This window comes from Mycobacteriales bacterium, assembly GCA_035995165.1.
In the GTDB taxonomy this organism is placed as follows: Bacteria; Actinomycetota; Actinomycetes; order Mycobacteriales; family CADCTP01; genus CADCTP01.
On the sequence record DASYKU010000028.1, the window covers coordinates 1 to 24,948 of the forward strand.

Genomic DNA, 24,948 nt, shown 5'->3' on the forward strand with positions numbered 1-24,948 from the left:
CCGCTGCCGCTACACGACGATCCAGAACTGGTCGAACAACGTCTACAACCTGGTCACCAAGCGCGCGCTGGCGCACGAGGGCGCGACCATGGAGTGGGTCGACGGCAACATCGGCTCCAAGGTGACGATGAAGTACCCGGCCGTCTGGATGGTGGGGGAGCACGCGAAGGGCGAGGTCCTCTCGATCGCGTTCTCCGGCGAGGGCCAGCACCAGGACGCGGGCGCGAAGATGGTGCACGCCGCGCCGTACACGTCCTCGACGATCATCTCCAAGTCGGTCGCCCGCGGCGGCGGCCGGACCTCGTACCGCGGGCTGGTGCAGGTCAACGAGGGCGCGCACCACTCCCGTTCGACGGTGAAGTGCGACGCGCTGCTGGTCGACAGCATCAGCCGCTCCGACACGTACCCGTACGTGGACGTCCGCGAGGACGACGTGTCGATGGGCCACGAGGCGACGGTCTCGAAGGTCTCCGAGGAGCAGCTGTTCTACCTGATGAGCCGCGGCCTGACCGAGGACGAGGCGATGGCGATGATCGTGCGCGGCTTCGTGGAGCCGATCGCGCGCGAGCTCCCCATGGAGTACGCGCTGGAGCTGAACCGCCTCATCGAGCTGCAGATGGAAGGGGCCGTCGGCTGATGAGCTCGTCCCCGACGGCACCCGGCATGCCGGGCGCCGAGAACGACACTGAGCGCAGCGAGTACGTCGAGGCGACGGCGGCCGCGCTGGTGGAGCCCGGCTCCGATCCGGCGGACGCGATCCGCCCGGCCGCCGCCGGCCCGGCCGCTGGCACGACGGCCGGGGCGGGCCCCGCCGCCGGGACCACGGCTCCGGCCGGCGGCCCGGTGCCGGAGGGCTCCGGCGCGGCCGGGGCCCGGGACGCGGCCGACGAGGGCGCTGCGGAGCGGGCCGCGCTGGCCGGTGAGCTGTTCGCGCCGGGCGTCGGCGCGCAGGCCGGCCCGCCGCGGACCCCGGCGCGCGCTACCGCCGTCGCCCCGGGCGCGTCCAGCGCCGGCGGCCACTCGCACGGGCCGGGCGAGCGTCCCCGGGCCGAGCGGTTCACCTCCCGCAACCCGGACGAGTTCGGCGTCCCGACCGGCCGCGAGGAGGAGTGGCGGTTCACTCCGCTGGCCCGCATGCGCGACCTGCTCGAGCCGTTCCCGGCCGAGACGGCGCTGACCGTCGAGACCAGCGCGCCCGACCAGGTCGAGATCCGCGAGGTGGCCGGCGACGCCGAGCCGGTCGGCTCCGTGCTCGCCCCGGCCGACCGGGTCAGCGCGCTGGCGCTGGAGCGGGTCCGCCACGCGCTGGTGGTCACCGTGCCCAAGGGCACCACCCCGGCCGACCCGATCACGATCACCCTGCGCGGCGCCGGCGAGCTGGCCTACGGGCACCTGTTCGTCGACGTGCAGGCCTCGGCCGAGGCGGTGGTCATCCTCGACCACGCCGGCTCGGCCACGCTGGCCGCGAACGTCGAGCTGCGGGTCGGCGACGGCGCCTCGCTGACGTTCGTGTCCGTGCAGGACTGGGCCGACGACGCCGTGCACGTGGCCGCGCACGCGGCCCAGCTCGGCCGCGACGCCCGGCTGCGGCACGCGGTCGTCACCTTCGGCGGCGACCTGGTCCGGATCAGCCCGACCGTGCGCTTCAGCGCGCCGGGGGGGAACGCCGAGCTGCTCGGGCTGTCCTTCGCCGACGCCGGCCAGCACCAGGAGGCCCGCCTCTACGTCGACCACGCCGTGCCGAACTGCCGGTCGCGGGTGACGTACAAGGGCGCGCTGCAGGGACGGGACGCGCACACGGTCTGGATCGGCGACGTCCGGATCCGGCCCGAGGGCACCCAGACCGACACGTACGAGCTGAACCGCAACCTGCTGCTCACCGACGGCGCCCGGGCCGACTCGGTCCCCAACCTGGAGATCGAGACCGGCGAGGTCACCGGGGCCGGGCACGCCAGCGCGACCGGCCGGTTCGACGACGAGCAGTTGTTCTACCTGATGGCCCGGGGCATCCCCGAGGTCGAGGCCCGCCGGCTGGTCGTCCGCGGCTTCTTCGCCGACGTGATCAAGCAGCTGGGCGTGCCGGCGGTGGCCGACCGGCTGACCGCGGCCGTGGAGGCGGAGCTCGCGGCGGTGGGCGCATGAGCGACTGGCTGACCGCCTGCCCGCTGGCCGACGTCCCCGAGGGGACCGCGGTCCGGGTCGAGTTCGGCTCCGAGCCGGTGTGCCTGGTGCACACCGAGGGCGAGGTGTTCGCGATCCGCGACGTCTGCTCGCACGCGGACGTGGCCCTGTCCGAGGGCGACATCGAGGGCACCACGGTCGAGTGCTGGCTGCACGGCTCGCGCTTCGACCTGCGCTCGGGCAAGCCGACCGGGCTGCCGGCGACCGTTCCCGTACCGATCTACGAGACCAAGATCGAGGACGACCAGGTCCTCGTCCGACTGGAGAGCTGAGTCTGTGTCCACGCTGGAGATCCGCGACCTGCACGTGTCGGTGGAGGGTGCGGCCGACGAGATCCTCAAGGGTGTCGACCTGACCATCACGTCGGGCGAGACGCACGCGATCATGGGGCCGAACGGGTCGGGCAAGTCGACCCTGGCGTACTCGATCGCCGGGCACCCGAAGTACACGGTCACCCGGGGCAGCGTGCTGCTCGACGGCGAGGACGTGCTGTCCATGACCGTCGACGAGCGTGCCCGGGCCGGTCTGTTCCTGGCCATGCAGTACCCGGTCGAGGTGCCCGGCGTCTCGGTGTCGAACTTCCTGCGCACCGCGGCGACCGCGATCCGGGGCGAGGCGCCGAAGCTGCGCACCTGGGTCAAGGAGGTCAACTCCGCGATGACCGCCCTGGACATGGACAAGGCCTTCGCCGAGCGCAACCTCAACGAGGGCTTCTCCGGCGGCGAGAAGAAGCGGCACGAGATCCTGCAGCTGGCCCTGCTCAAGCCGAAGTTCGCGATCCTCGACGAGACCGACTCCGGCCTGGACATCGACGCGCTGCGGGTCGTCTCCGACGGCATCAACCGGGTCCGCGAGACCGGCGTCGGCACCCTGCTGATCACCCACTACACCCGGATCCTGCGGTACGTGAAGCCGGACTTCGTGCACGTCTTCGTGGCCGGCCGGGTCGTCGAGGAGGGTGGCCCGGAGCTGGCCGAGCAGCTGGAGGACTCCGGCTACGAGCGGTTCACCGGGGCCGGGTCGGCGGCGGCCTCGTGAGCTACGACGTCGACCTGGTCCGCAAGGACTTCCCGATCCTCGAGCGGCGGGTGCACGACGACCAGCCGCTGGTCTACCTGGACAGCGCGAACACCTCGCAGAAGCCGCGCCAGGTCGTCGAGGCGATAGTCGAGCACTACGAGCGGCACAACGCGAACATCCACCGGGCCCAGCACGTGCTGGCCGAGGAGGCCACCGCCGCGTACGAGGGCGGCCGGGACAAGGTCGCGGGGTTGATCAAGGCCCCGTCCCGGGACGAGGTCGTCTTCACGAAGAACGCGTCCGAGGCGCTGAACCTGGTCGCGAACACGATGGCCTGGAAGTCCTCGCTGCAGGTCGGTCCCGGCGACGAGATCGTCATCACCGAGATGGAGCACCACTCCACCATCGTGCCGTGGCAGCTGCTGGCGCAGCGGACCGGCGCGACCCTGCGCTGGTTCGGCCTGACCGACGGCGGCCGGCTCGACCTCTCGAACATCGACGACCTCATCTCCGACCGGACCAAGGTCGTCTCGCTCGTGCACGTGTCCAACACGCTCGGCACCCTGAACCCGGTGGCCGAGATCGCCGCGCGGGCGCACGAGGCCGGCGCGGTCGTGGTGGTCGACGGTTCCCAGGCCGCGCCGCAGCTGCCGGTCGACGTGACCGCGCTCGGCGCCGACTTCTACGCGTTCACCGGGCACAAGCTCTGCGGCCCGACCGGCATCGGCGTGCTCTGGGGAAAGGCCGCGCTGCTGGACGAGCTGCCGCCGTTCCTCGGCGGCGGCGAGATGATCGAGACGGTCGCGATGACCGGCTCGACGTACGCGCCGCTGCCGTACAAGTTCGAGGCCGGGACGATGCCGATCGCGCAGTCGGTCGGGCTCGGCGCCGCGGTGGACTACATCACCGGCATCGGGCTGGACGTGATCGCCGCGCACGAGCAGGACATCACGGCGTACGCGCTGGAGCGGCTGCACGACGTACCCGGCCTGAGGATCGTCGGCCCGGACACCCCGGTCGACCGGGGCGGTGCGGTGAGCTTCACGCTGGCCGGCGTCCACCCGCACGACGTGGCCCAGGTGCTGGACTCGGTCGGCGTCGCCGTCCGGGCCGGGCACCACTGCGCGAAGCCGGTCTGCGACCGCTACGGAATCCCGGCGACCACGCGAGCGTCTTTCTATCTGTACACGACGCGGGACGAGGTCGACGCCCTGGTCCGCGGTCTGGACGAGGTACGAAGGATGTTCCTGTGAAGATGGATTCCCTGTACCAGGAGATCATCCTGGACCACTACAAGCACCCGCACGGGCGCGGGCTGCGCGAGCCGTACGACGCCGAGGTGCACCACGTGAACCCGACCTGCGGCGACGAGGTGACGCTGCGGGTGCGCGTGTCCGACGGGGTGGTCCAGGACGTCTCCTACGACGGGGCCGGGTGCTCGATCAGCCAGGCGTCCACCTCGGTGCTCACCGACCTCGTGGTCGGCAAGCCGGTGGCGGACGCGGTGGCCGTGCAGGAGGAGTTCCTGCGGCTGATGCAGTCCAAGGGCGCGGTCGAGCCGGACGAGGAGGTGCTGGAGGACGCGGTCGCGTTCGCCGGCGTCTCGAAGTACCCGTCCCGGATCAAGTGCGCACTGCTCGGCTGGATGGCGTGGAAGGACGCGACGGCACAGGCCGTCGCCGAGCAGGAGAGGGCGAGCGCATGACCGAGGCCACCATCCCGAGCGTGGACGACATCGAGGAGGCCATGCGCGACGTGGTCGACCCGGAGCTCGGCATCAACGTGGTCGACCTCGGCCTGGTCTACGGCGTGCAGGTCGGCGCCGACCGGGTGGTCACCCTGGACATGACCCTGACGTCGGCGGCCTGCCCGCTGACCGACGTCATCGAGGACCAGACCCGGGAGGCGCTGACCGGCGGCCCGGGTGGCGGCGTCGCCGCTGACTTCAAGATCAACTGGGTCTGGATGCCGCCGTGGGGTCCGGACAAGATCACCGACGACGGGCGCGAGCAGTTGCGGGCGCTCGGCTTCAACGTCTGAGCCGGTCCTTCAGCGGACAGCCCCGGGTTTCCCCGGGGGCCGTCCGCGTTCACTTGTGTCCGCGTTCACTTGTGTCCGCGTTCACTTCTGTTGGAACGGCGACGGGCCGCCGATCATCGAGTACTGGACGTTCGCGATCCGCCAGCGGTCGCCGTCCCGGACGAACAGGTGGCCGACCCGGAAGGTCCCGTCCGCGCGCTGATTCTGGAACGAGGCCCGCTGCGTCACGGTGGCGACGGTGACGGCGGCGGCGCCGTACTCGCGGACGTCGACCTCGTCCCAGCTCACCGACTCCGGGGTGAACCCGCCCTGGTAGCGGCCCAGGTACTGCGGCCGGTCGAGGGTGAACCCGACCGGGCCGATCACCCGGAAGTCCTCGGTCACCAGCTCGGCCAGCGCCGCCGTGTCGCCGGTGCTCTCCGCCGTCGCCCACTTCTGTCCGGTCGTCATGATGTCGTCCATGCTGTGAACGTTAGCCTTCTAACTGTTAGATGTCTACCGATCGATTAGGATGGCGGCTGTGACGCAACCGCCCCTCGGGCTCGTCCTGACCCGGACCGCGCGCACCGTGAGCCGGGCCTTCGACGAGCGGCTGGCCGCCGCCGGCGGCTCGCTGCCGGTCTGGCTGGTACTGCTGTCGCTGAAGACGCGCTCGCTGGGCAGCCAGAGCGAGCTGGCCGAGGCGGTCGGGATCCGCGGCGCGACGCTGAGCCACCACCTGGACGGGATGGAGGAGGCCGGCCTGGTGACCCGCCGGCGCGACCCGGCCAGCCGCCGTACGTCCCTGGTCGAGATCACCGACGCCGGCGACACGCTCTTCCTGCGCCTGCGCGAGGCCGCGGTCGCGCACGATCGCCGCCTCCGCACCGGCCTCACCGACGCCGACGCCGCCCACCTCGCCGACCTCCTCACCCGCCTCGCAACCAACGTCGGCCCATGACCGACCCACCGACCCGTCCCCCGCCTCCGGACCCGCCCGGCCAGCCCCACTCGGCCGGGGCCGCTGGGTCGGCGTGGTCGGCTGGGTCGCCGGAGGCGGCCGGAGCGGCGGAGAGGGTGGGGCTCGGGGAGATTCTTGCCGCGGCTGCGGGCGGGCGGCCGCCGGTGGCGGACGGCGGGGTGACCGTGCTGCCGCGGGCGGCCGGGGGAGCGGTGGCCGGGGTGATCGGGTTCACCGCCCACCACGTGGTCGCCGCGGACGTCGACCCGGACTGGGTCCGCTCGGTGCTGCCGCCGGGCTCGCTGTCCGCGCCGATGTCGGCCCGGTTCCTGGCCGCGCTGGCCGACCGCGTCGGGGCCGAGCCCGGCGCGTACGACACCGTGCTGGTCGCGCCTCGGCAAGAGATCCCGCCGCAGGGGATCGCGCCGCAGGCGGTCGCGCTGCAGGCGGTCGTGCCCCAGAAGGTCGTGCCCCAGAAGGTCGTGCGCCAGGGGATCCAGCCGCAGGGCATCCAGCTGCCGGGGATCCCGCTGGCCGGGCTGACTCCGGTGACCGGGGCCGACTCGGCCCGGCTGCGGCGGGCCGAGCGCTACCGGACCGACGTCCGGGCCTGGACGGTGCCCGGCGCGATCCTCGTGCTCGGCCGCGGCCTGGCCGGCCGCTGGGAGGTCTCGCTCGAGGTCGACCCCGCGTACCGGGGCCGCGGCCTGGGCCGGGCGCTCGTCGCCACCGCTCCCGCGCTGGTCCCGCCGGCCACGGTCCTGTGGGCCCAGGTCTCCCCGGCCAACGTCGCCTCCCTGCGGATGTTCCTCGCCGCGGGCTACCGCCCGGTCGCGGCCGAGGTCCTTCTCGCCTAGACGACCAACCCCGGAGTCGCGACGTCGACCGGGCCGGCGAAGGCGGCGCCCGCGGCCGCCCGGGCGGCGGCCGCGTCCGTGGTCGGGAACAGGTGCGTCAGCACCAGCTGCCGCACTCGGGCGGCCGCGGCCTGCCGGCCGACCGAGACGGCCGTGCTCAGCCCGGCCCGCTGCCGCTCCGGCACGGTGTCCACGAAGGACGCCTCGGCCAGCAGCACGTCCGCGTCCCGGGCCAGGTCCAGCAGTGCGTCGTCCGGGGCCGCGTCCCCGGTGTAGGCCAGCGACCGGTCGCCGGTCAGCCGGACGCCGAGGTTGGGGACGAAGTGCGGCAGCCGTACGGTCCGCACCGCGAACGGGCCGATCGCGGTCGTCCCGACCAGGTCGTGCAGCGCGTACGACCCGGCCAGCATCGGCGGCGCGTCCAGCGCCAGCACCGCGTCCAGCGCCCCCGGCAGCGCGTGCACCGGCAGCACGCCCGCGCCGCCGGGCAGCACCCGGGCCCGCAGCAGCGGGTTGAGGTCGGCGCAGTGGTCCGGATGCCCGTGCGTGACCAGCACCGCGTCGACCGCCGCGGCCGGCAGCAGCATCAGCAGCCGGGGCACGGTGGCGTATCCGGGGTCGACGAGCAGCCGGAACCCGTCCTGCTCGACCAGGTAGCCACTGCAGCCCCCGCCCGCCGCCGGCCACGCCCCGCTCCCACCCAGCACCGTCAGTCGCATGTGCAGATGATCTCAGCCGGCGTGCTTCTCGACCCAGTCGTAGACGGCGGTGAAGACCTCCTGGCGGGGTTCCTCGCCGAAGATGTTGAGGAATCCGGCGACCGGGTTGACCTCGAGCACGACGTACCCGTCCGGGGTCGGCAGGATGTCGAGCCCGGCCAGCGTCATGCCCATCGCCCGGGCCGCCCGCAGCGCCAGGTCGGCCAGCTCCGGCGGCGCCTCCAGCCGCTCGAAGCTGGCGCCCTCCAGCGTCTTGACCCGCCACACCCCGTGCGCGGGGAGCTTGAGCATGTTGATCGGCATCGCCTCGCCGGCGACGGTGAGCCGGAACTCGCCGTACTCGGTCGGGTAGTAGGGCGTGCACAGCAGCGTCTTGTAGTTGCCCAGCAGCTGCTCCACCAGCGCCACCGCGGCCGGGTCGGACGGGTCGGTGACCCGCTCCACGTCCATCGCCCGCAGCCCGAAGGACGGCTTGACCACCGTCGGCCCCCAGTCCGCGACGGCCGCGGCCACGTCCGCCATCGAGGTGGCCGAGCGGGTCGGCGGCGCCGGCAGCCCGGCCGCGGCGAGCTTCTGCGCGGTGAGGAACTTGCTGTAGCCGGCGAACCAGACGTCGGCCGGGTCGAACATCCGCTCCGCGCCGACGGCGGTGGTCACCGCCTGCAGCGTCTCCAGCCGCTCCTCCCAGCCGGTGAACGGCCGGGTGTGCCAGTCGCCGTAGAGGTTGGCCCGGCAGATCACCGCGTCGAACGACGACGCCGGCTCGCCGCCGAGCAGCACCCGCAGCCCGGAGGCGGCCGCGGCGAAGGAGACCTCCTCCAGCGTGAACAGGCTGGTCTCGTGACCCAGCCGGGTCCCGGCCTCGGCCAGCCCGGGGGAGTCGGGGTCCTCGGGGCCGTGGTCCCAGCCGAGCACGCCGATCTTCACGTGTCCTCCAACGATCGTGTACCTACAGGTCCGGGTGGGAAGGACTCGTACGGCACTATATGAACCAGTCTTCCCCGTCGGTCCCGGTCCGTACACAACCGTGACAGGGCGGGATTGCCGGACGAGGAGGCCTCCCGCCATGTGGGACACGCTGCGACCGCCGTCGGAGGACGAGACGAAGGCCTTCTACGACGCCGGCTGGTGGCGTACGGAGACCTTCCTCGACGACCTGGAGCGCAACGCCCGGGAGCGCCCCGACCACCCGGCCGTCATCGCGTACTCCGGCGGGGTGCCGGATCGCACCCTGAGCTGGGCCGAGTACCAGGCGAGCGTGACCCGGTGCGCGGCCGCGCTGACCGAGCTCGGCGTCGGCCGCGGCGACGTGGTCGCGGTCTACCTGCCCAACCGCTGGCTGCTCGGCCCGCTCTACCTGGCCTGCGCCCGGATCGGCGCGGTCAGCTCGCCGGTGATCCCGGTGCTGGCCGGCCGCGAGCTGGCGTACGTGCTCGATGCCAGCAAGGCCACCGTCTGCGTGACCGTGGACAGCTTCGGCGGGGTCGACTACGACCGGCGGCTGGCCGAGGTCGCGCCGGCCACGCTCAAGCACCGCGTCGTGGTCGGCGACGCGAGCCGGACCGGCGCGCTGGACTTCGAGGAGTTCTTCGTCCGGACGGCCTGGGAGCAGCGGCATCCGCTGGACGGGATCGAGCCCGGCGGCGCCGACGACCCGGTGCTGCTGCTCTACACCTCCGGCACCACCGGCGCGATGAAGGCCGTGGTGCACAGCCAGAACACGCTGTACGCGGCCGCCCGCACGGTGGCCGAGTCGCAGGGCCTCAGCGGCGACGACGTGATCTCGGTGCCGAACTTCCTCACCCACATGGCCGGCTCGTCGTTCGCGGTCTCGTTGCCGGTGCTGCTCGGCGCGACGACCGTGATGCAGGACAACAACACCGACATGGAGCTGTTCCTGGACCTGGTCGAGCGGCACCGGATCACCTGGGCCTACCTGTCCCCGAGCTACCTGGTGAACCTGCTGCGGATCCAGCGGGACAAGCCCCGGGACACCGCCAGCCTGCACCGGATCGTCTCCGGCTCGGCCCCGGTCCAGCCCGACCTCATCGCCGAGGTCCGGACCGTGCTGGACGTGCCCGCGCACACGCTCTGGGGGATGACCGAGAACGGCGGGGTCACGCTGACCCGGCCCGGTGACCCGGAGGGCTGGGGCGCGCAGAGCGACGGCAGCCCGATGCCCTGGATGCAGGTGAAGATCGCGATCGAGGCCGGTGGTGACGTCGGCCGGCTGCTGGTCCGCGGCGCCTCCCAGACCCTCGGCTACCTCGGCCAGCGGGACCTGTACGAGTCCACTGTGGACAGCGAAGGCTGGTTCGACACCGGCGACCTGGCCCGGGTCGACGGCCGCGGCGGGATCCGGATCACCGGCCGGCGCAACGACCTCATCACCCGCGCGTCCGGGCAGAAGGTGTCCACGCTGGAGGTCGAGACGATCCTCATGCGGCACCCGTCCGTCACCGACGTGGTGCTGGTCGGCTACCCCGACCCGGCCGTGCCCGCCGCCGACCTGGTCTGCGCGGTCGTGGTCCCGGACGGGCGGCCGCCGACGGTCGGGGAGCTGCGCGAGTACCTGCAGGACCAGGGGGTGGCGCCGGTGCTCTGCCCGGACCGGGTCCAGTTCGTCTGGGAGCTGCCGAAGAACTCGCTCGGCAAGGTGCTGCGCGAACCGCTGCGCCGCCGCCTGGAGGTCGCGGCCGGCATCCCGTCGTGAGCGAGCCGGCCGACTCCCGGGGCCGGCTCGCGCTGTGGGTGATCTCGGTCGCCCAGCTGGTCTTCCTGCTCGACGCGACCGTGGTGAACGTCGCGCTGCCGGCCATCCAGGGGTCGCTCGGCTTCTCCGACGCGGGGCTGGCCTGGGTCGTCACCGCGTACTCGGTGGCGTTCGGGGGGCTGCTGCTGCTCGGCGGGCGGGCCGGGGACGTCCTCGGGCTGCGCCGGGTGTTCGTGGCCGGGCTGGTGCTGTTCACCGTCGCCTCGCTGCTCGGCGGCCTGTCCACCCAGCAGTGGGAGCTGCTGGCCTGCCGCGCGCTGCAGGGGATCGGCGCCGCCGGGGCATCGCCGGCGGCGCTCTCGCTGATCGCGGCCACCTTCGCGGAGGGACCGGTCCGGGCCAAGGCGCTCGGCGCGTACGTGGCCATCGCGTCCGTCGGCAGCCCGCTCGGCCTGGTCGCCGGGGGCGCGATCACGACCTGGCTGTCCTGGCGCTGGGTGCTGCTGGTGAACGTGCCGATCGGGATCGCGCTGGTGCTGCTGGCGCCGCGGGCGCTGCCGGAGCCGGCCACCCGGGGCGGCCGGTTCGACCTGACCGGCGCGGCCACCGGCACCCTCGGCGTGACCCTGCTCGTGTACGGCGTGCTCCGGGCCGCGACGGACTCCGGCGGCGTCTCGCACTGGACCGACCCGGCCGTGGCCGGGACGCTCGCCGCCGCGGTCGTGCTGCTGGTCGCGTTCGTGGCCGTGGAGCGGCGGAGCCCGCAGCCGCTGGTGCCGTTGCGGATCTTCGCCGACCGGCAGCGCTCGGGGACGTACCTGGTGCTGGTGCTCTCCAGCACCGCGATGTTCGGGGTCTACTTCTTCATGACCCTGTTCCTGCAGCGGGTCTGGGGCTACTCGGCCGCGACCACCGCGCTGGTCTACATCCCGATGTCGCTGGTGCTGATGGCCGGCGCCCGGGCCAGCGCCAAGCTGGTCGGCCCGCTCGGGGCCCGGCGGCTGACCGTCGCCGGGCTGGTCCTGGCCGTGGCCGGGCTGGCCTGGCTCTCGCGCATCGACGCCGCCGACGGGTACGTGCTGGGCCTGTTCCTGCCGACCCTGCTGACGTACGCCGGGTTCGGGCTCACCCAGGTGCCGCTCACGCTGACCGCGCTGGAGGGCGTCGCGCCGGGGGAGACGGGTCTGGCCTCCGGGGTCTTCAGCGCCGCCCGGCAGGTCGGCGGCGCGGTCGGACTGGCCGCGCTGGGCACGGTCGCCTGGGCCGGCGCGGCCGGGCTGCCCGGCGACTCCGCCGGCGCGCTGGCCACCGGGGCCGGCCGCGGCTTCCTCGGCGCCGCGATCATCACCGCGGTCGCGCTGGTCCTCACCGCTCTCACGCTGCACGCTGCTCGTGCGCCGGAGCCGGAGAGGACCGACGCCTGACGGGGAGGAAGGCCGCGTGCAGACCTTCCTCCCGTACGACGACTTCGTGGCGAGCGCAGCCGTCCTGGACGACCGGCGGCTGGGCCAGCAGCGGGTCGAGACCTACCAGATCCTGCGCGCCCTGACCTGGACCTCGTACGGCTGGAAGAACCATCCCGCGGTGACGATGTGGCGCGGTTTCACCCCGGCCCTGGTCCGCTACGGGCTGGACGTCTGCGACGCGTGGGAGCCGGACGACCTGCCCTACGCCTGGCCGCCGTCGGTGTTCCCGCGCTGGCCGCTGCGCCGGGGCCATCCGGACCCGCTGCCGCTGGCCACCGCGCTGGCCCTGCTCGGTCTGGACGAGCCGACCGAGGAACAGGCCGCGGCGGTCGGCGCGCTGCAGGACGGGCAGGACGCGCAGGCGTCCGATCCGGCAACCGGCCTGCTGGCCGGCCTCTGCACCCCCGGGCACACGCTCTGGATCACCCCGGACCGGCCCGGGATGCCCGGACCGGAGGCGCTGCCGGAGCCCGTACGCGGCCGGCCGGGCAAGGTCTCCACGCCGATCGCCAAGGAGCCGACGCCGGCCGATCTGGCCGCGATGGCGGCGGAGGCCGATGCCGATCCGGAGTTCCGCTTCCTGCCGGCCAAGGCCGTGACCCGGGATGCCGCCGCCGACCTCGGGCTCGTCGTGCTCGACCGGGTCGACGGCGTGGCCGACCTCGGCGTGCCGGTGCTCGCCCTGGGCTGAACCGCTCGACAGCGGCGGCCGGAGCGAGTGGGATGGCCGCCATGCCGAACCGCACCAGTCCCTGGCCCGCCGGCGTGCCGTGCTGGGTCGATCTCACCGTCTCCGACGTCCCGCTGGCCCAGTCCTTCTACGGGCAGGTCCTCGGCTGGACCTTCGCCGGGTCCGACGAGGAGTTCGGCGGGTACGTCATCGGCCAGGTCGACGGGGCCGCCGCGGCCGGCATCGGGCCGACCCAGCAGCCGGGCCTGCCCTCGGCCTGGACGCTCTACCTGTCCAGCACCGACGCCGACGCGAGCGCGAAGCTGATCACCCACGCCGGCGGCACGCTGCTGCTGCCGCCGGGCGACGTCGGCCGGCTCGGCCGGCTGCTGGTCGCCGCCGATCCGACCGGCGCGGTCTTCGGCGTCTGGCAGGCCGGAACCCACCTCGGCACCGAGGTGTACAGCGAGCCCGGCGGCCTGACCTGGGAGGACCTGCGTACGCCCGATCCGGCGTCGGCCTGGCCGTTCTACCGCGCGGTGTTCGGCTACGAGACGCACTCGCTGGCGGCGGCCGGACCGGACTACGCGACCTTCCACCTGGCCGGCGACCCGGCCCCGCTGGGCGGGATGGGCGGGATGTTCGGCCAGGACGCGCCGCCGCACTGGGTCGTCTACTTCGGCGTCGCGGACGCCGACGCGGCACTGGAGCGGGCGCTGGCCGCCGGTGGCACCGTGGCCGGCCCGGCGACCGAGTCGTCGTACGGGAGGATGGGCACGGTCACCGACCCGTTCGGTGCCACGTTCATGGTCATGCAGACCGACGGGTCGAGCCCGCCGCCGGAGCGGTAACCCGGTCGCACGAGACACGTACACTGGATGTCGTGACGCCTCGAATGTCCTGACCGGGCCAGTCCCGCACTGGCCCCGTCCCGACGACCCCGGAAGAGCGTCACCATGATCACCGCATCCAAGCTGGAGCTGCGTGCCGGCTCCCGCATCCTGCTGTCCGGCGCGACCCTGCGCGTCCAGCCCGGCGACCGCATCGGCCTCGTCGGCCGCAACGGCGCCGGCAAGACCACCACCCTGCGCGTGCTGGCGGGCGAGTCCTCGCCGTACGGGGGGATCATCGAGACCCGCGGCGAGATCGGCTACCTGCCGCAGGACCCGCGCACCGGCGACCTGGCCATGCTCAGCCGGGACCGGGTGCTGTCCGCCCGCGGCCTGGATACCCTGCTGCACGAGCTGGAGAAGGTCCAGGTCGCGCTGGCCGAGGCCGCCGACGACGCCGTCCGGGACGCCGCCGTCATCCGCTACGGGAAGCTGGAGGACCGGTTCTCCGCGCTCGGCGGGTACGCGGCCGAGTCCGAGGCCGCCCGCATCTGCGCCAACCTCGGTCTGCCCGACCGGGTGCTGGCCCAGCCGCTCGGCACCCTGTCCGGCGGTCAGCGCCGCCGGGTCGAGCTGGCCCGGATCCTGTTCTCCGACGCGTCCACGCTGCTGCTGGACGAGCCGACCAACCACCTCGACGCCGACTCGATCAGCTGGCTGCGCGACTTCCTGCGCTCCCACTCCGGCGGCGTGGTGGTCATCAGCCACGACGTCGACCTGCTGGAGAAGGTCGTGAACAAGGTCTGGCACCTGGACGCCAACCGGGCCGAGGCCGACATCTACAACGTGGGCTGGAAGAAATATCTCGAGGCCCGCGAGCAGGACGAGCGCCGCCGCAAGCGGGAGCGGGCCAACGCGGAGAAGAAGGCCGGCGCCCTGCTGGCCCAGGCCGACAAGATGCGGGCCAAGGCCACCAAGGCGACCGCGGCCCAGCAGATGGCCAAGCGGGCCGAGCGGCTGCTGGCCGGCACCGAGGGCGCGCGGGCCCGGGACAAGGTCGCCCGGGTGCGGTTCCCGACCCCCGCCGCCTGCGGGCGGACGCCGCTGACCGCGGACGGGCTGTCCAAGTCGTACGGGTCGCTGGAGGTGTTCACCGACGTCTCGCTGGCGGTGGACCGCGGCTCCCGGGTGGTCGTGCTGGGCCTCAACGGCGCCGGCAAGACGACCCTGCTGCGGCTGCTGGCCGGCGCCGAGACCCCGGACACCGGCGAGGTCGTGCCCGGCCACGGGCTGCGGATGGGCTATTACGCGCAGGAGCACGAGCAGCTCGACGTGGACCGGACCGTGCTGGAGGTCATGCGCTCCTCGGCCCCGGACTCGACCGACGGGGAGATCCGCCGGGTGCTGGGCGCGTTCCTGTTCTCCGGCGAGACGGTCGAGCAGCTCGTCGGCACGCTCTCGGGCGGGGAGAAGACCCGGCTGGCGCTGGCCGCGCTGGTCAGCTCGGGCGCGAACGTGCTGCTGCTGGACGAGCCGACCAACAACCTCGACCCGGCCTCGCGGCAGCAGGTGCTCTCCGCGCTGGACACGTACAGCGGGGCCGTGGTGCTGGTCACGCACGACGAGGGCGCGGTCACGGCGCTGAAGCCGGAGAAGGTGATCCTGCTCCCGGACGGGGACGAGGACGCGTGGTCCGAGGATCTCGCCGATCTCATCGCGCTGGCCTGATCTCTGCCTGTCCGTCACGGGCTGCCACCTTATGCGTCACACGGTCGCCGGGTGGTGCTGATCGCTGCCCTGGGTGATCATGGGGTTGCTAGGGGGTACAACCCCTGGTGACCCGCACAGATCACAGGCGACGGAGGGTCGGAACGTGGCAGCAGACCTCAAAAAGGGTGCCCGCATCACCGGGACGGCGCGCGACAAGCTGGCGGCCGACCTGCGGAAGAAGTACGACTCGGGGCAGAGCATCCGGGCCCTGGCCGAATCCTCGGGCCGGTCGTACGGGTTCGTGCACCGGATCCTGACCGAGTCGGGGACGACGTTGCGCGGCCGTGGGGGCGCGACCCGGCGGAAGAAGGGCTGACCCTGACCAGCGAGGTCACGGGGACGGACCCGGACCTCACCGGGGTCCGGGTGGAGCGGGACGGGCCGGTCGTGACGGTCGTCCTGGACCGGCCCGGCCGGCTCAACGCGCAGACCCCGCACACCTGGGCGGCGCTGCGCGAGGCCGGTCGCTCGCTGCCCGGGGACGTCCGGGTGGTCGTCGTCCGGGGCGAGGGGAGATCGTTCTCGGCCGGGCTGGACCGGGCCGCGTTCGGCCCGGGCGGCATCCCGGGAGCGCCGGGGCTGCCCGAGCTCGCCGCGCTGCCGGCGCACGAGGCCGAGGAGACCGTCCGGGGTTACCAGGAGGGGTTCAGCTGGCTGCGCCGGCCGGACCTGGTCTCGGTGGCGGCCGTGCAGGGGCACGCGGTCGGCGCCGGGTTCCAGCTCGCGCTGGCCTGTGACCTGCGGGTACTGGCCGACGACGCCTCGTTCACGATGGCCGAGTCGAGCTACGGCCTGGTGCCGGACCTCGGCGGCACGAGCCCGCTGGTGGCCGCGGTCGGCTACTCGCGGGCGCTGGAGATCTGCCTGACCGCCCGGCGGGTCGGGGCCGCCGAGGCGCTGTCACTCGGCCTGGCCACGCTGGTGGTGCCCGCGGCCGAGCTGTCCGCCGCGGTCGGTGACCTGGTCGCCGCGCTGCTGGCGCCGGCCCGGGACGCGGTGGTCGAGACCAAGGCGCTGCTGCTGGGCGCGCTCGGCCGGGGCCGGGACGAGCAGGAGGCGGCCGAGCGGGCGGCCCAGGTCCGCCGGCTGCGGGCCCTCGCTGGACTCGACCAGGGTTGAGGTCGGCACCATCGCGTTACGCCCTCGGCGGAGCGGTGGAAGTGGTGCGAGTCTTGACCACTTGGTCCCGGCGGAGGTGCGTGGATGACGATGCCCGGCGGGCACGGCCCGTGGACGGTGCTGCGCTCCTATCGGCGGGACACGTCGGTGACCGAGCAGAAGCTGCCCAAGGGGACCGTACGGCGGATCGGCGGCTTCTCCCGGCCGTACCGGCGGGAGCTGACGATCTTCCTGCTCACGGTCATCGGCAGCGCCGTGATCGGGGTGGCCACCCCGGTGCTGGCCGGCCGCGTCGTGAACGAGATCAGCAAGCGGGACGCGGGCGCGACCGGCGTCGTGGTCAAGATCGCTGTGGTGGTGGCCGCGCTGGCGCTGGTCGACGCGGTGTTCTCGCTCACCCAGCGCTGGTACTCGGCCCGCATCGGCGAGGGCCTGATCCTCGACCTGCGCACCCGGGTCTTCGACCACGTGCAGCGGATGCCACTGGCGTTCTTCACCCGGACCCAGACCGGCGCGCTGATCAGCCGGCTGAACAACGACGTGATCGGCGCCCAGCAGGCATTCACCTCGACGCTGTCCGGCGTCGTGTCGAACGTCATCGGGCTGGTCCTCACCGCGGCGGTGATGTTCTCGCTGTCCTGGCAGATCACCGCGCTCTCGCTGGTCCTGCTGCCGCTGTTCGTGCTGCCCGCGCGCCGGGTCGGGGCCCGGCTGCAGGCGATCACCCGGGAGTCGTACGGGCTGAACGCCTCGATGAACGCGACCATGACCGAGCGCTTCAACGTCTCCGGCGCCCTGCTGGTGAAGCTCTTCGGCCGTCCCGCGGACGAGTCCCGGTCCTTCTCCGAGCGGGCCACCCGGGTCCGCGACATCGGCGTCGTCTCGGCCATGTACGCGCGGACCTTCTTCGTCGCCCTCACCCTCGTCGCCGCCCTGGCCCAGGCCCTCGTCTACGGCCTCGGCGGCTGGTTCGCGCTCACCGGCCGGCTCGACGCCGGCACCGTGGTGACCCTGGCGCTGCTGCTGTCCCGTCTCTACGGACCGCTGACCGCGCTGTCGAACGTCCGGGTCGACGTGATGAGCGCGCTGGTCTCCTTCGACCGCGTCTTCGAGGTGCTGGACATCACGCCGATGGTGGCCGACGCCCCGGAGGCGGTCGCGCTGCCCGTGGACGCGCGCTCGATCGAGTTCGACGACGTGCGGTTCTCCTATCCGACGGCCGACGAGGTGTCGCTGGCCTCGCTGGAGGACGTGGCGGTGCTGGACCAGGCACCGTCGCAGGAGGTCCTGCACGGCGTGACCTTCACGGCCGCGCCGGGGGAGCTGATCGCGCTGGTCGGGCCGTCCGGCGCCGGCAAGACCACGATCAGCCAGCTGGTGCCGCGCATCTACGACGTCCGCTCGGGGTCGGTGCAGGTCGGCGGGCACGACGTCCGGGACGTCACGCTGGAGTCGCTGCACGCGGCGATCGGCGTCGTCACCCAGGACGCGCACCTCTTCCACGACACGATCCGGGCGAACCTCTCGTACGCGCGGCCCGATGCCTCCGACGAGCAGATGTGGGCCGCGCTCGCCGCCGCCCAGGTCGAGACGCTGGTCGCCGCGCTGCCGGACGGCCTGGAGACCGTGGTCGGCGACCGCGGCTACCGGCTGTCCGGCGGGGAGAAGCAGCGGCTGGCGATCGCCCGGCTGCTGCTCAAGGCGCCGGGCATCGTGATCCTGGACGAGGCCACCGCGCATCTGGACTCCGAGTCCGAGGTCGCCGTCCAGCAGGCGCTCGCGGCGGCGCTCGCGGGGCGGACCTCGCTGGTCATCGCGCACCGGCTGTCCACGATCCTCAACGCGGACAAGATCCTGGTCATCGACGCGGGCCGGGTGGTCGAGGCCGGCACCCACGGCGAGCTGCTCGCCGGCGGCGGGCTCTACGCCGAGCTCTACCGCACCCAGTTCCAGCGCCAGGCCACGCCCATCACCAGGTAGGCACCATGCCGCCGTCGACCGTCACCATCGAGCCGGTCACGTACGACGAGGCGGGGGAGAGCAGGAACGCCGCGACCCGGCCGAACTCGGCCGGCTCGCCGTAACGCCCGAGCGGGATGCCGGCCCGCATCCGGCGCGCGGCCGCCTCCGGGTCGGCGTCGGCCTTGTCGACCTCGATGGTCCGGTCGGTCGCGATCCGGCCCGGCAGCAGCCCGTTGACCCGGATGTTGCGCGCACCCAGCTCGTTGGCCAGCGACTTGGTCAGCCCGGCCAGCCCCGGCCGCAGCCCGTTGGAGATGGCCAGGCCCGGGATCGGCGTCCGCACCGAGCTGGACAGCACCATGGCGATCGAGCCGCCCTCCGGGCCGATCGCGCCGGCCACCAGCCGGGTGAGCCGCAGCGCGCCCAGGAACACCGACTCGAAGCTGGCCCGCCAGGCCTCCTCCTCGGTCTCCAGCGCCGACCCGGGCGGCGGTCCGCCGACGCTGACCAGCGCCCCGTCCAGCCCGCCGTACGCACTGCGGGCCGCCTCGACCAGCGCGTGCGCGGCCGCGGCCCGGCCCAGGTCGGCGGTGACGCCGACCGCGTGCGCCGACCCGCCCAGCTCCTGCGCGGCCCGCTCGACCGCCGCCTCGTCGCGGGCGCCGAGCACCACCTGGGCACCCTCGGCGACCAGCGCCTCGGCGGTGGCGCGGCCGAGACCGCGCGAGCCGCCGCTGACCACGAACACCCGACCTGCCAGACCTAGATCCACGGGACGATCCTGCCCTACTCGCCGCTCGCATACTCATGCGGTATGCGGTATCTTCTTGCACATGGGAACGACCGTCGCCGTCGCCGGAGCCAGCGGATACGCGGGCGGCGAGCTGCTGCGCCTGCTGTCCTCCCACCCCGAGCTCGAGGTCGGGCCGGTCGCGGCCCACGCCAACGCGGGGGAGCGACTCGGCGACGTCCACCCGCACCTGGTCAGCCTGGCCGACCGCGTGCTGGTGCCGACCGACCCGGCCGCCCTCGCGCAGTCCGACCTGGTCTTCCTCGCCCTGCCACACGGGCAGTCCGCGGCCGTCGCGGCCGCGCTCCCGGCCGGCCTGCCGGTCGTGGACCTCGGCGCCGACCACCGGCTGGTCTCGGAGTCGGCCTGGGCCGAGGCCTACGGCGGACCCCACGCCGGCCCCTGGCCTTACGGGTTGCCCGAGCTGCCGGGCCAGCGGGCCGCGATCGCCGCCGCCAACCGGGTCGCCGTGACCGGGTGCTACGCGGTCGCCACGATCCTGGCCCTGGCCCCGCTCGTCGCATCCGGCCTGGTGTCGCCCGAGGACGTGGTCGTCGTGGCCGCCTCGGGGACCTCCGGCGCCGGCCGGTCGGCCAAGGTCACCCTGCTCGGCAGCGAGGTGATGGGCGACCTCTCGCCGTACAAGGTGGGCCGGCATCAGCACGTGCCGGAGATCCTGCAGGCCACCGGCGCCTCCTCGCTGTCGTTCACCCCGGTGCTGGCACCGATGCCGCGCGGCATCCTGGCGACGGTCACCGCCCGCCCGGCCCACCCCGGGGTCACCGCCGCCGACGTGCGCGACGTGCTCTCCTCGGCGTACGGGTCGGAGCCGTTCGTGCACCTGCTGCCGGAGGACCGCTGGCCGCACACGGCGGCGACGTTCGGCAGCAACAGCGCCCACCTGCAGGCGACGATCGACATCAGCTCCGGCCGGGTGATCGTCTGCAGCGCGATCGACAACCTCGGCAAGGGCGCGGCCGGTCAGGCCGTGCAGTGCGCCAACCTCCTCCTCGGCCTCCCCGAGACCACCGGCCTCGCCGTGGACGGGATCGCCCCGTGAGCGGGAAGACGTCGCCATGGGCGCCCGACCGGAGCGAACAAGGAGCAGCACCGTGAGCGTGACCGCAGCCCAGGGTTTCCGGGCGGCCGGCGTGGCGGCCGGGCTCAAGGCGTCCGGTGGCCCGGACGTGGCGCTCGTCGTCAACGACGGCCCGCTCGACGCCGCCGCCGGCGTACTGACCAGCAATCGGGTCAAGGCTGCGCCGGTGGTCTGGACGCAGCAGGTGCTCACGACCGGCCGGCTGACGGCCGTCGTGCTCAACTCCGGCGGCGCCAACGCCTGCACCGGCCCGGCCGGCTTCGCCGACACGCACACCACGGCCGAGACCGTCGCGACCGCGCTCGGCATCGGTGCGGTGGACGTCGCGGTCTGCTCGACCGGCCTGATCGGCGACCGGCTGCCGATGGACCTGCTGCTGCCGGGTGCGGGCAAGGCCGCGGCCGAGCTGACCGCGACCGGCGGCGACGTCGCGGCGCAGGCGATCATGACGACCGACAGCGGGCCGAAGACCGCGGTCGTGACCGGCGACCGCTGGACGGTGGGCGGGATGGCCAAGGGCGCCGGCATGCTCGCGCCGGGCCTGGCCACCATGCTCTGCGTCCTGACCACCGACGCCGTGGTCGACTCGGCCGGCTGCGACTCCGCGCTGCGGGCCGCGACCGCCCGGACCTTCGACCGGGTCGACTCCGACGGCTGCATGTCGACCAACGACACCGTGCTGCTGCTGGCCAGCGGCGCCTCCGGGGTCACGCCCGACGCGGCCGCGTTCGCCGCGGCGGTCGAGCAGCTCTGCGCGGACCTCTGCCGTCAGCTCCTGGCCGACGCCGAGGGCGCCACCAAGGACGTCCGGATCGAGGTCGCCGGCGCCGCGAGCGAGGCCGACGCGGTCGAGGTCGGCCGGTCGATCGCCCGAAGCAACCTGCTCAAGTGCGCGTTCTTCGGCAACGACCCCAACTGGGGCCGGGTGCTGTCGGCGGTCGGCACGACGTCGGCCGCCTTCGAGCCGGACGCGCTCGACGTCGCGATCAACGGCGTGCAGGTCTGCCGGGCCGGCGCCGCCGGCGACCCCCGCGACCTGGTCGACCTCTCCGGCCGGGACGTCCACGTCCTCGTCGACCTGCACGCCGGTCCGGACACCGCGACCGTCTGGACCAACGACCTGTCGCTGGCCTACGTGCACGAGAACTCGGCGTACTCGTCATGACCGGCACCGTCGCCCCGGCCTCGGCCGACCGGATCACCGCGCTGGCCAAGGCGGCGACGCTGGTCGAGGCGCTGCCCTGGCTGGCCCGTTTCCACGGCGCCGTCGTCGTCCTGAAGTACGGCGGCCACGCCATGGCCGACCCCGCGCTGCAGCGTGCGTTCGCCGAGGACGTCGTCTTCCTGCGGTACGTCGGGCTCCGGCCCGTCGTCGTGCACGGCGGCGGCCCGCAGATCACCGCCCACCTCGACCGGCTCGGCATCCCCTCGGAGTTCCGTGCCGGCCTGCGGGTCACCACGCCGGAGGCGATGGAGGTCGTCCGGATGGTGCTCGTCGGCCAGGTCAACGGCGACGTGGTCCGGCTGGTCAACGACCACGGCCCGTTCGCGGTCGGCCTGTCCGGCGAGGACGGCGGGCTGATGACGGCCGAGCCGCGGACGCTCATGGTCGAGGGCGAGGAGATCGACCTCGGGCTGGTCGGCGACGTCACCGCGGTCGACCCGGGGACGTTGCGTGCGCTGCTCGCCGACGGCCGGATCCCGGTGATCGCGACCGTGGCCGGCGGCCCGGGCGGGCAGTCGTACAACGTCAACGCGGACACCGCCGCGGCCGCGATCGCGGTCGCGCTGGGGGCACAGAAGCTGGTCGTGCTCACCGACGTCGAGGGGCTCTACTCGTCCTGGTCGGCCGACGGCATCGCGGGCGAGCTGGTCAGCGAGATCGGTGCCGACGCGCTGGCCGCCCTGCTGCCGACGCTGTCCGCCGGCATGGCCCCGAAGATGGAGGCCTGCCTGCGCGCTGTGCGCGGCGGCGTCCCGCAGGCGCACGTGCTCGACGGCCGGGTGCCGCACGCGGTGCTGCTGGAGGTCTTCACCGACTCCGGTGTCGGCACGATGGTCACCCCCCACGACCCGGCGGCGACCACAGGAGGCACACCATGACCGCTGCCGACCAGCTGCGGGCCAGGTGGGACGCGGTCATGATGTCCAACTACGGCACCCCACCGGTCGCGCTCGCCCGCGGCGAGGGCTGCCGGGTCTGGGACGTCGACGGCGTCGAATACCTCGACCTCATCGCGGGCATCGCCGTCTCCGCCCTCGGGCACGCGCACCCCGCGCTGGTCGAGGCCGTCCGGCGCCAGGTCGGCGTCCTGGCCCACTCCAGCAACCTGTTCGTGCACGAGCCCGGGATCGCGCTGGCCGAGCGATTGGTCGGCCTGCTCGGGGGTGGCGGCCGGGTGTTCTTCGGCAACGACGGCGCCGAGGCCAACGAGGCGGCGCTGAAGATCGTCCGCCGGCACGGCTGGACCTCGGACCCGGACGGCGGCCGGCTGGAGGTCGTGGCGGCCGAGGCCGGCTTCCACGGGCGGACCTTCGGCGCGCTCTCGCTGACGGGGACCGCCTCCAAGCGTGACCCGTTCGCCCCGCTGCCCGGCCCCGTGACCTTCGTGCCGTACGGGCACGAGGCGGCGCTGCGGGCCGCGATCACCGAGCGCACCGCCGCGGTCTTCCTGGAGCCGACCCTGGGCGAGGGCGGCGTCGTCCCGCCGCCGCCGGGCTACCTGCGAGCGGCCCGCGAGGCCTGCGACGCGGCCGGCGCGCTGCTCGTGGTCGACGAGGTGCAGAGCGGGCTGGGCCGGACCGGCGCCTGGTTCGCGCACCAGAGCGAGGGCATCCGGCCCGACGTGGTCACGCTGGCCAAAGGCCTCGGCGGCGGGCTGCCGATCGGCGCCTGCATCGCCTTCGGCCCGGCCGCCGACCTGCTCACCGCCGGCCAGCACGGCAGCACCTTCGGCGGCAACCCGGTCTCCTGCGCGGCCGCTCTCGCGGTCCTGGAGACGATCGAGCGGGACGACCTGCTGGCCTCGGTCCGGACCGTCGGCGACCGGCTCGCCGCCGGCCTGGCGGCGATCGACTCGCCGCTGGTGCGCGGGGTCCGCGGCAGCGGTCTCTGGCGGGCGCTGGTGCTGACCCGGCCGGTGGCCGCCCAGGTCGAGGTGGCCGCCCGCGGCGCGGGCGTGCTCGTCAACGCGGTGCAGCCGGACGCGGTCCGGATCGCCCCGCCGCTGGTGCTCTCCGCGGGCGAGGCCGACCAGGCCGTCGCAGCGCTCGCCGCCGCCGTCGCGGAGGTGGAGCGGGCCGCTACGGTCGGCGCCACCAACGCCGGCGCTGACGAGGGGACGCACTGATGCCGCGACACTTCCTCCGGGACGACGACCTCAGCCCCGCCGAGCAGGTCGAGGTGCTCGAGCTGGCCGCCCGGGTGAAGGCCGACCGGTTCGCCTTCACCCCGCTGGCCGGGCCGCGCGCGGTCGCCGTGCTGTTCGACAAGCCCTCCACCCGCACCCGGGTGTCCTTCAGCGCCGGCATCGCCGAGCTCGGCGGCTATCCGCTGGTGATGGAGGCGGTCGGCAGCCAGCTCGGACGGGGCGAGCCGATCGAGGACACCACCCGGGTGCTCGACCGGCAGTGCGCGGCGATCGTCTGGCGCACCTTCGGCCAGGAGCGGGTCGAGGCCGCCGCCCGGGTCAGCCGGGTGCCGGTGGTCAACGCGCTGACCGATTCCTTCCACCCCTGCCAGGTCCTGGCCGACCTGCAGACCGTGCGGGAGCGGCTCGGGCGGCTGGCCGGCGTGACCCTGGCCTACGTCGGCGACGGCGCCAACAACATGGCCCACTCGCTGCTGCTGGGCGGCGCGACCGCCGGTCTGCACGTCCGCATCGGCAACCCCGTCGGGTACGACCCCGACCCGGCCGTGGTCGCCCGGGCCATCGAGATCGCCGCCGCGACCGGCGGCTCGGTGCAGCTGACCCAGGAGCCGAAGGAGGCCTTCGCCGGCGCCGAGGTGCTCGTCACCGACACCTGGGTGTCGATGGGCCAGGAGGGCGAGGCCGCGGCGCGGACCGCCCCGTTCGTGCCGTTCGCGATCACCTCGGAGGCGCTCGCCCAGGCCGCGCCGGACGCGGTCGTGCTGCACTGCCTGCCGGCGTACCGGGGCAAGGAGATCGCCGCCGAGGTCATCGACGGCCCGCAGAGCGCGGTCTGGGACGAGGCCGAGAACCGGCTGCACGCGCAGAAGGCGCTGCTCGTCTGGTTGCTGGAGCGATCATGACCGAGCTGCCACCGGTCCCGCTGGGCAAGGTCGCCCGGCAGGCCCGCATCGTCGAGCTGGTCGCCGCGCAGCCGGTGACCTCCCAGGGGGAGCTGGCCGCGCTGCTGGCCGCGGAGGGCATCGCGGTCACCCAGGGCACGCTGTCCCGCGACCTCGACGAGCTCGGCGCGGTCAAGGTCCGCACCGGGGCCGGCGGCCCGATGGCGTACGTGGTGCCCGAGGACGGCGGCCCCCCGGCCGCGGTGCCGGCGCTGGCCGTCGGCGGCGCGCTGGCCCGGCTCATCCGGCTGCTGGCCGAGCTGATGGTCTCGGCCGAGGGCAGCGCCAACCTGGCCGTGCTGCGGACTCCGCCCGGCGCGGCCCACTTCCTCGCCTCCGCCGTCGACCGGTCCGGCCTGGCCGAGGTGATCGGCACGATCGCCGGCGACGACACGGTCCTGCTCATCGCCCGCGACCCGGACGGCGGCAAGGATCTGGCCGAGCTCATGCGGACCCTGTC

The 24,948-nt window shown here is 73.9% G+C and carries 25 protein-coding genes and 2 pseudogenes; 23 read left to right on the plus strand and 4 right to left on the minus strand.

The genetic code is table 11. The features are described from left to right. From VGP36_05220 to VGP36_05250, 7 genes are all read left to right on the plus strand, one after another. Positions 1–637: SufD family Fe-S cluster assembly protein (locus tag VGP36_05220; protein HEV7654130.1), on the plus strand; the 637-nt coding region annotated here is incomplete at its 5' end. A gap of 275 nt (positions 638–912) precedes the next feature. After that, positions 913–2,142 carry a Fe-S cluster assembly protein SufD gene (sufD, locus tag VGP36_05225; GenBank protein ID HEV7654131.1) on the plus strand — a complete coding sequence of 410 codons (1,230 nt, stop codon included), beginning with the start codon at positions 913–915 and terminating at the stop codon, positions 2,140–2,142. Further along, a complete protein-coding gene (locus tag VGP36_05230) occupies positions 2,139–2,453 on the plus strand; it encodes a non-heme iron oxygenase ferredoxin subunit (GenBank protein ID HEV7654132.1) in 315 nt (104 codons plus the stop codon). Before sufD ends, VGP36_05230 begins: the two co-directional genes overlap by 4 nt. Positions 2,454–2,457: 4 nt before the next feature. After that, complete coding sequence (gene sufC, locus VGP36_05235; protein HEV7654133.1) at positions 2,458–3,219, plus strand: Fe-S cluster assembly ATPase SufC; 762 nt, start codon at positions 2,458–2,460, stop codon at positions 3,217–3,219. After that, positions 3,216–4,454 carry a cysteine desulfurase gene (locus tag VGP36_05240; GenBank protein HEV7654134.1) on the plus strand — a complete coding sequence of 413 codons (1,239 nt, stop codon included), beginning with the start codon at positions 3,216–3,218 and terminating at the stop codon, positions 4,452–4,454. Before sufC ends, VGP36_05240 begins: the two co-directional genes overlap by 4 nt. Beyond that, positions 4,451–4,906, plus strand: a complete 456-nt coding sequence (locus VGP36_05245; protein HEV7654135.1) for an SUF system NifU family Fe-S cluster assembly protein — start codon at positions 4,451–4,453, stop codon at positions 4,904–4,906. Before VGP36_05240 ends, VGP36_05245 begins: the two co-directional genes overlap by 4 nt. Further along, positions 4,903–5,241 (plus strand): metal-sulfur cluster assembly factor, encoded by a 339-nt coding sequence (locus VGP36_05250; protein HEV7654136.1) that lies wholly within the window; start codon positions 4,903–4,905, stop codon positions 5,239–5,241. The genes VGP36_05245 and VGP36_05250 overlap by 4 nt, the downstream gene beginning before the upstream one ends. Positions 5,242–5,322: 81 nt before the next feature. On the opposite strand, the gene VGP36_05255 is transcribed toward VGP36_05250, so the two are convergent. Beyond that, entirely contained in the window at positions 5,323–5,703 is a 381-nt protein-coding gene (locus tag VGP36_05255) for a nuclear transport factor 2 family protein (GenBank protein HEV7654137.1), read from the minus strand. 58 nt (positions 5,704–5,761) lie between these two features. Here VGP36_05255 and VGP36_05260 point away from each other — a divergent pair, with 58 nt between their 5' ends. Continuing rightward, positions 5,762–6,181, plus strand: coding sequence for a MarR family winged helix-turn-helix transcriptional regulator (locus tag VGP36_05260; protein HEV7654138.1), 420 nt, complete (start codon positions 5,762–5,764; stop codon positions 6,179–6,181). 179 nt (positions 6,182–6,360) lie between these two features. Next, positions 6,361–7,038, plus strand: coding sequence for a GNAT family N-acetyltransferase (locus tag VGP36_05265; protein HEV7654139.1), 678 nt, complete (start codon positions 6,361–6,363; stop codon positions 7,036–7,038). On the opposite strand, the gene VGP36_05270 is transcribed toward VGP36_05265, so the two are convergent. After that, positions 7,035–7,757, minus strand: coding sequence for an MBL fold metallo-hydrolase (locus tag VGP36_05270; protein ID HEV7654140.1), 723 nt, complete (start codon positions 7,755–7,757; stop codon positions 7,035–7,037). The genes VGP36_05265 and VGP36_05270 overlap by 4 nt on opposite strands. 12 nt (positions 7,758–7,769) lie before the next feature. Beyond that, positions 7,770–8,684, minus strand: coding sequence for a hypothetical protein (locus VGP36_05275; protein HEV7654141.1), 915 nt, complete (start codon positions 8,682–8,684; stop codon positions 7,770–7,772). Between the two features lie 139 nt (positions 8,685–8,823). Between VGP36_05275 and VGP36_05280 the strand changes: the two genes are divergently transcribed. From VGP36_05280 to VGP36_05315, 8 genes and pseudogenes are all read left to right on the plus strand, one after another. Continuing rightward, on the plus strand, positions 8,824–10,470 hold the full coding sequence (locus tag VGP36_05280; protein HEV7654142.1) for an AMP-binding protein: 1,647 nt from the start codon (positions 8,824–8,826) through the stop codon (positions 10,468–10,470). Further along, entirely contained in the window at positions 10,467–11,894 is a 1,428-nt protein-coding gene (locus tag VGP36_05285) for an MFS transporter (protein ID HEV7654143.1), read from the plus strand. Before VGP36_05280 ends, VGP36_05285 begins: the two co-directional genes overlap by 4 nt. Positions 11,895–11,910: 16 nt before the next feature. Further along, positions 11,911–12,111: pseudogene (locus VGP36_05290) on the plus strand (MSMEG_6728 family protein). 557 nt (positions 12,112–12,668) lie between these two features. After that, positions 12,669–13,457 carry a VOC family protein gene (locus VGP36_05295; GenBank protein HEV7654144.1) on the plus strand — a complete coding sequence of 263 codons (789 nt, stop codon included), beginning with the start codon at positions 12,669–12,671 and terminating at the stop codon, positions 13,455–13,457. Between the two features lie 105 nt (positions 13,458–13,562). Then, complete coding sequence (locus tag VGP36_05300; protein HEV7654145.1) at positions 13,563–15,164, plus strand: ABC-F family ATP-binding cassette domain-containing protein; 1,602 nt, start codon at positions 13,563–13,565, stop codon at positions 15,162–15,164. A gap of 145 nt (positions 15,165–15,309) precedes the next feature. Beyond that, entirely contained in the window at positions 15,310–15,522 is a 213-nt protein-coding gene (locus VGP36_05305) for a helix-turn-helix domain-containing protein (GenBank protein ID HEV7654146.1), read from the plus strand. Positions 15,523–15,593: 71 nt separating this feature from the next. Continuing rightward, positions 15,594–16,325 carry an enoyl-CoA hydratase/isomerase family protein gene (locus VGP36_05310; GenBank protein HEV7654147.1) on the plus strand — a complete coding sequence of 244 codons (732 nt, stop codon included), beginning with the start codon at positions 15,594–15,596 and terminating at the stop codon, positions 16,323–16,325. Between the two features lie 84 nt (positions 16,326–16,409). Next, a complete protein-coding gene (locus VGP36_05315) occupies positions 16,410–18,305 on the plus strand; it encodes an ABC transporter ATP-binding protein (GenBank protein ID HEV7654148.1) in 1,896 nt (631 codons plus the stop codon). Here VGP36_05315 and VGP36_05320 read toward each other — a convergent pair. Next, entirely contained in the window at positions 18,295–19,059 is a 765-nt protein-coding gene (locus VGP36_05320) for an SDR family oxidoreductase (GenBank protein ID HEV7654149.1), read from the minus strand. The genes VGP36_05315 and VGP36_05320 overlap by 11 nt on opposite strands. Positions 19,060–19,120: 61 nt before the next feature. Between VGP36_05320 and argC the strand changes: the two genes are divergently transcribed. From argC to VGP36_05350, 6 genes and pseudogenes are all read left to right on the plus strand, one after another. Then, on the plus strand, positions 19,121–20,137 hold the full coding sequence (gene argC / locus VGP36_05325; GenBank protein ID HEV7654150.1) for an N-acetyl-gamma-glutamyl-phosphate reductase: 1,017 nt from the start codon (positions 19,121–19,123) through the stop codon (positions 20,135–20,137). 52 nt (positions 20,138–20,189) lie between these two features. Further along, a complete protein-coding gene (argJ, locus tag VGP36_05330) occupies positions 20,190–21,341 on the plus strand; it encodes a bifunctional glutamate N-acetyltransferase/amino-acid acetyltransferase ArgJ (protein HEV7654151.1) in 1,152 nt (383 codons plus the stop codon). Then, entirely contained in the window at positions 21,338–22,279 is a 942-nt protein-coding gene (gene argB / locus VGP36_05335; GenBank protein ID HEV7654152.1) for an acetylglutamate kinase, read from the plus strand. The genes argJ and argB overlap by 4 nt, the downstream gene beginning before the upstream one ends. Continuing rightward, positions 22,276–23,526, plus strand: coding sequence for an acetylornithine transaminase (locus tag VGP36_05340; protein HEV7654153.1), 1,251 nt, complete (start codon positions 22,276–22,278; stop codon positions 23,524–23,526). The genes argB and VGP36_05340 overlap by 4 nt, the downstream gene beginning before the upstream one ends. Next, entirely contained in the window at positions 23,526–24,449 is a 924-nt protein-coding gene (gene argF, locus VGP36_05345) for an ornithine carbamoyltransferase (GenBank protein HEV7654154.1), read from the plus strand. Before VGP36_05340 ends, argF begins: the two co-directional genes overlap by 1 nt. Then, positions 24,446–24,946 (plus strand): annotated as a pseudogene (locus VGP36_05350) (arginine repressor). Before argF ends, VGP36_05350 begins: the two are co-directional and overlap by 4 nt. The last annotated feature ends 2 nt before the right edge of the window (positions 24,947–24,948 follow it).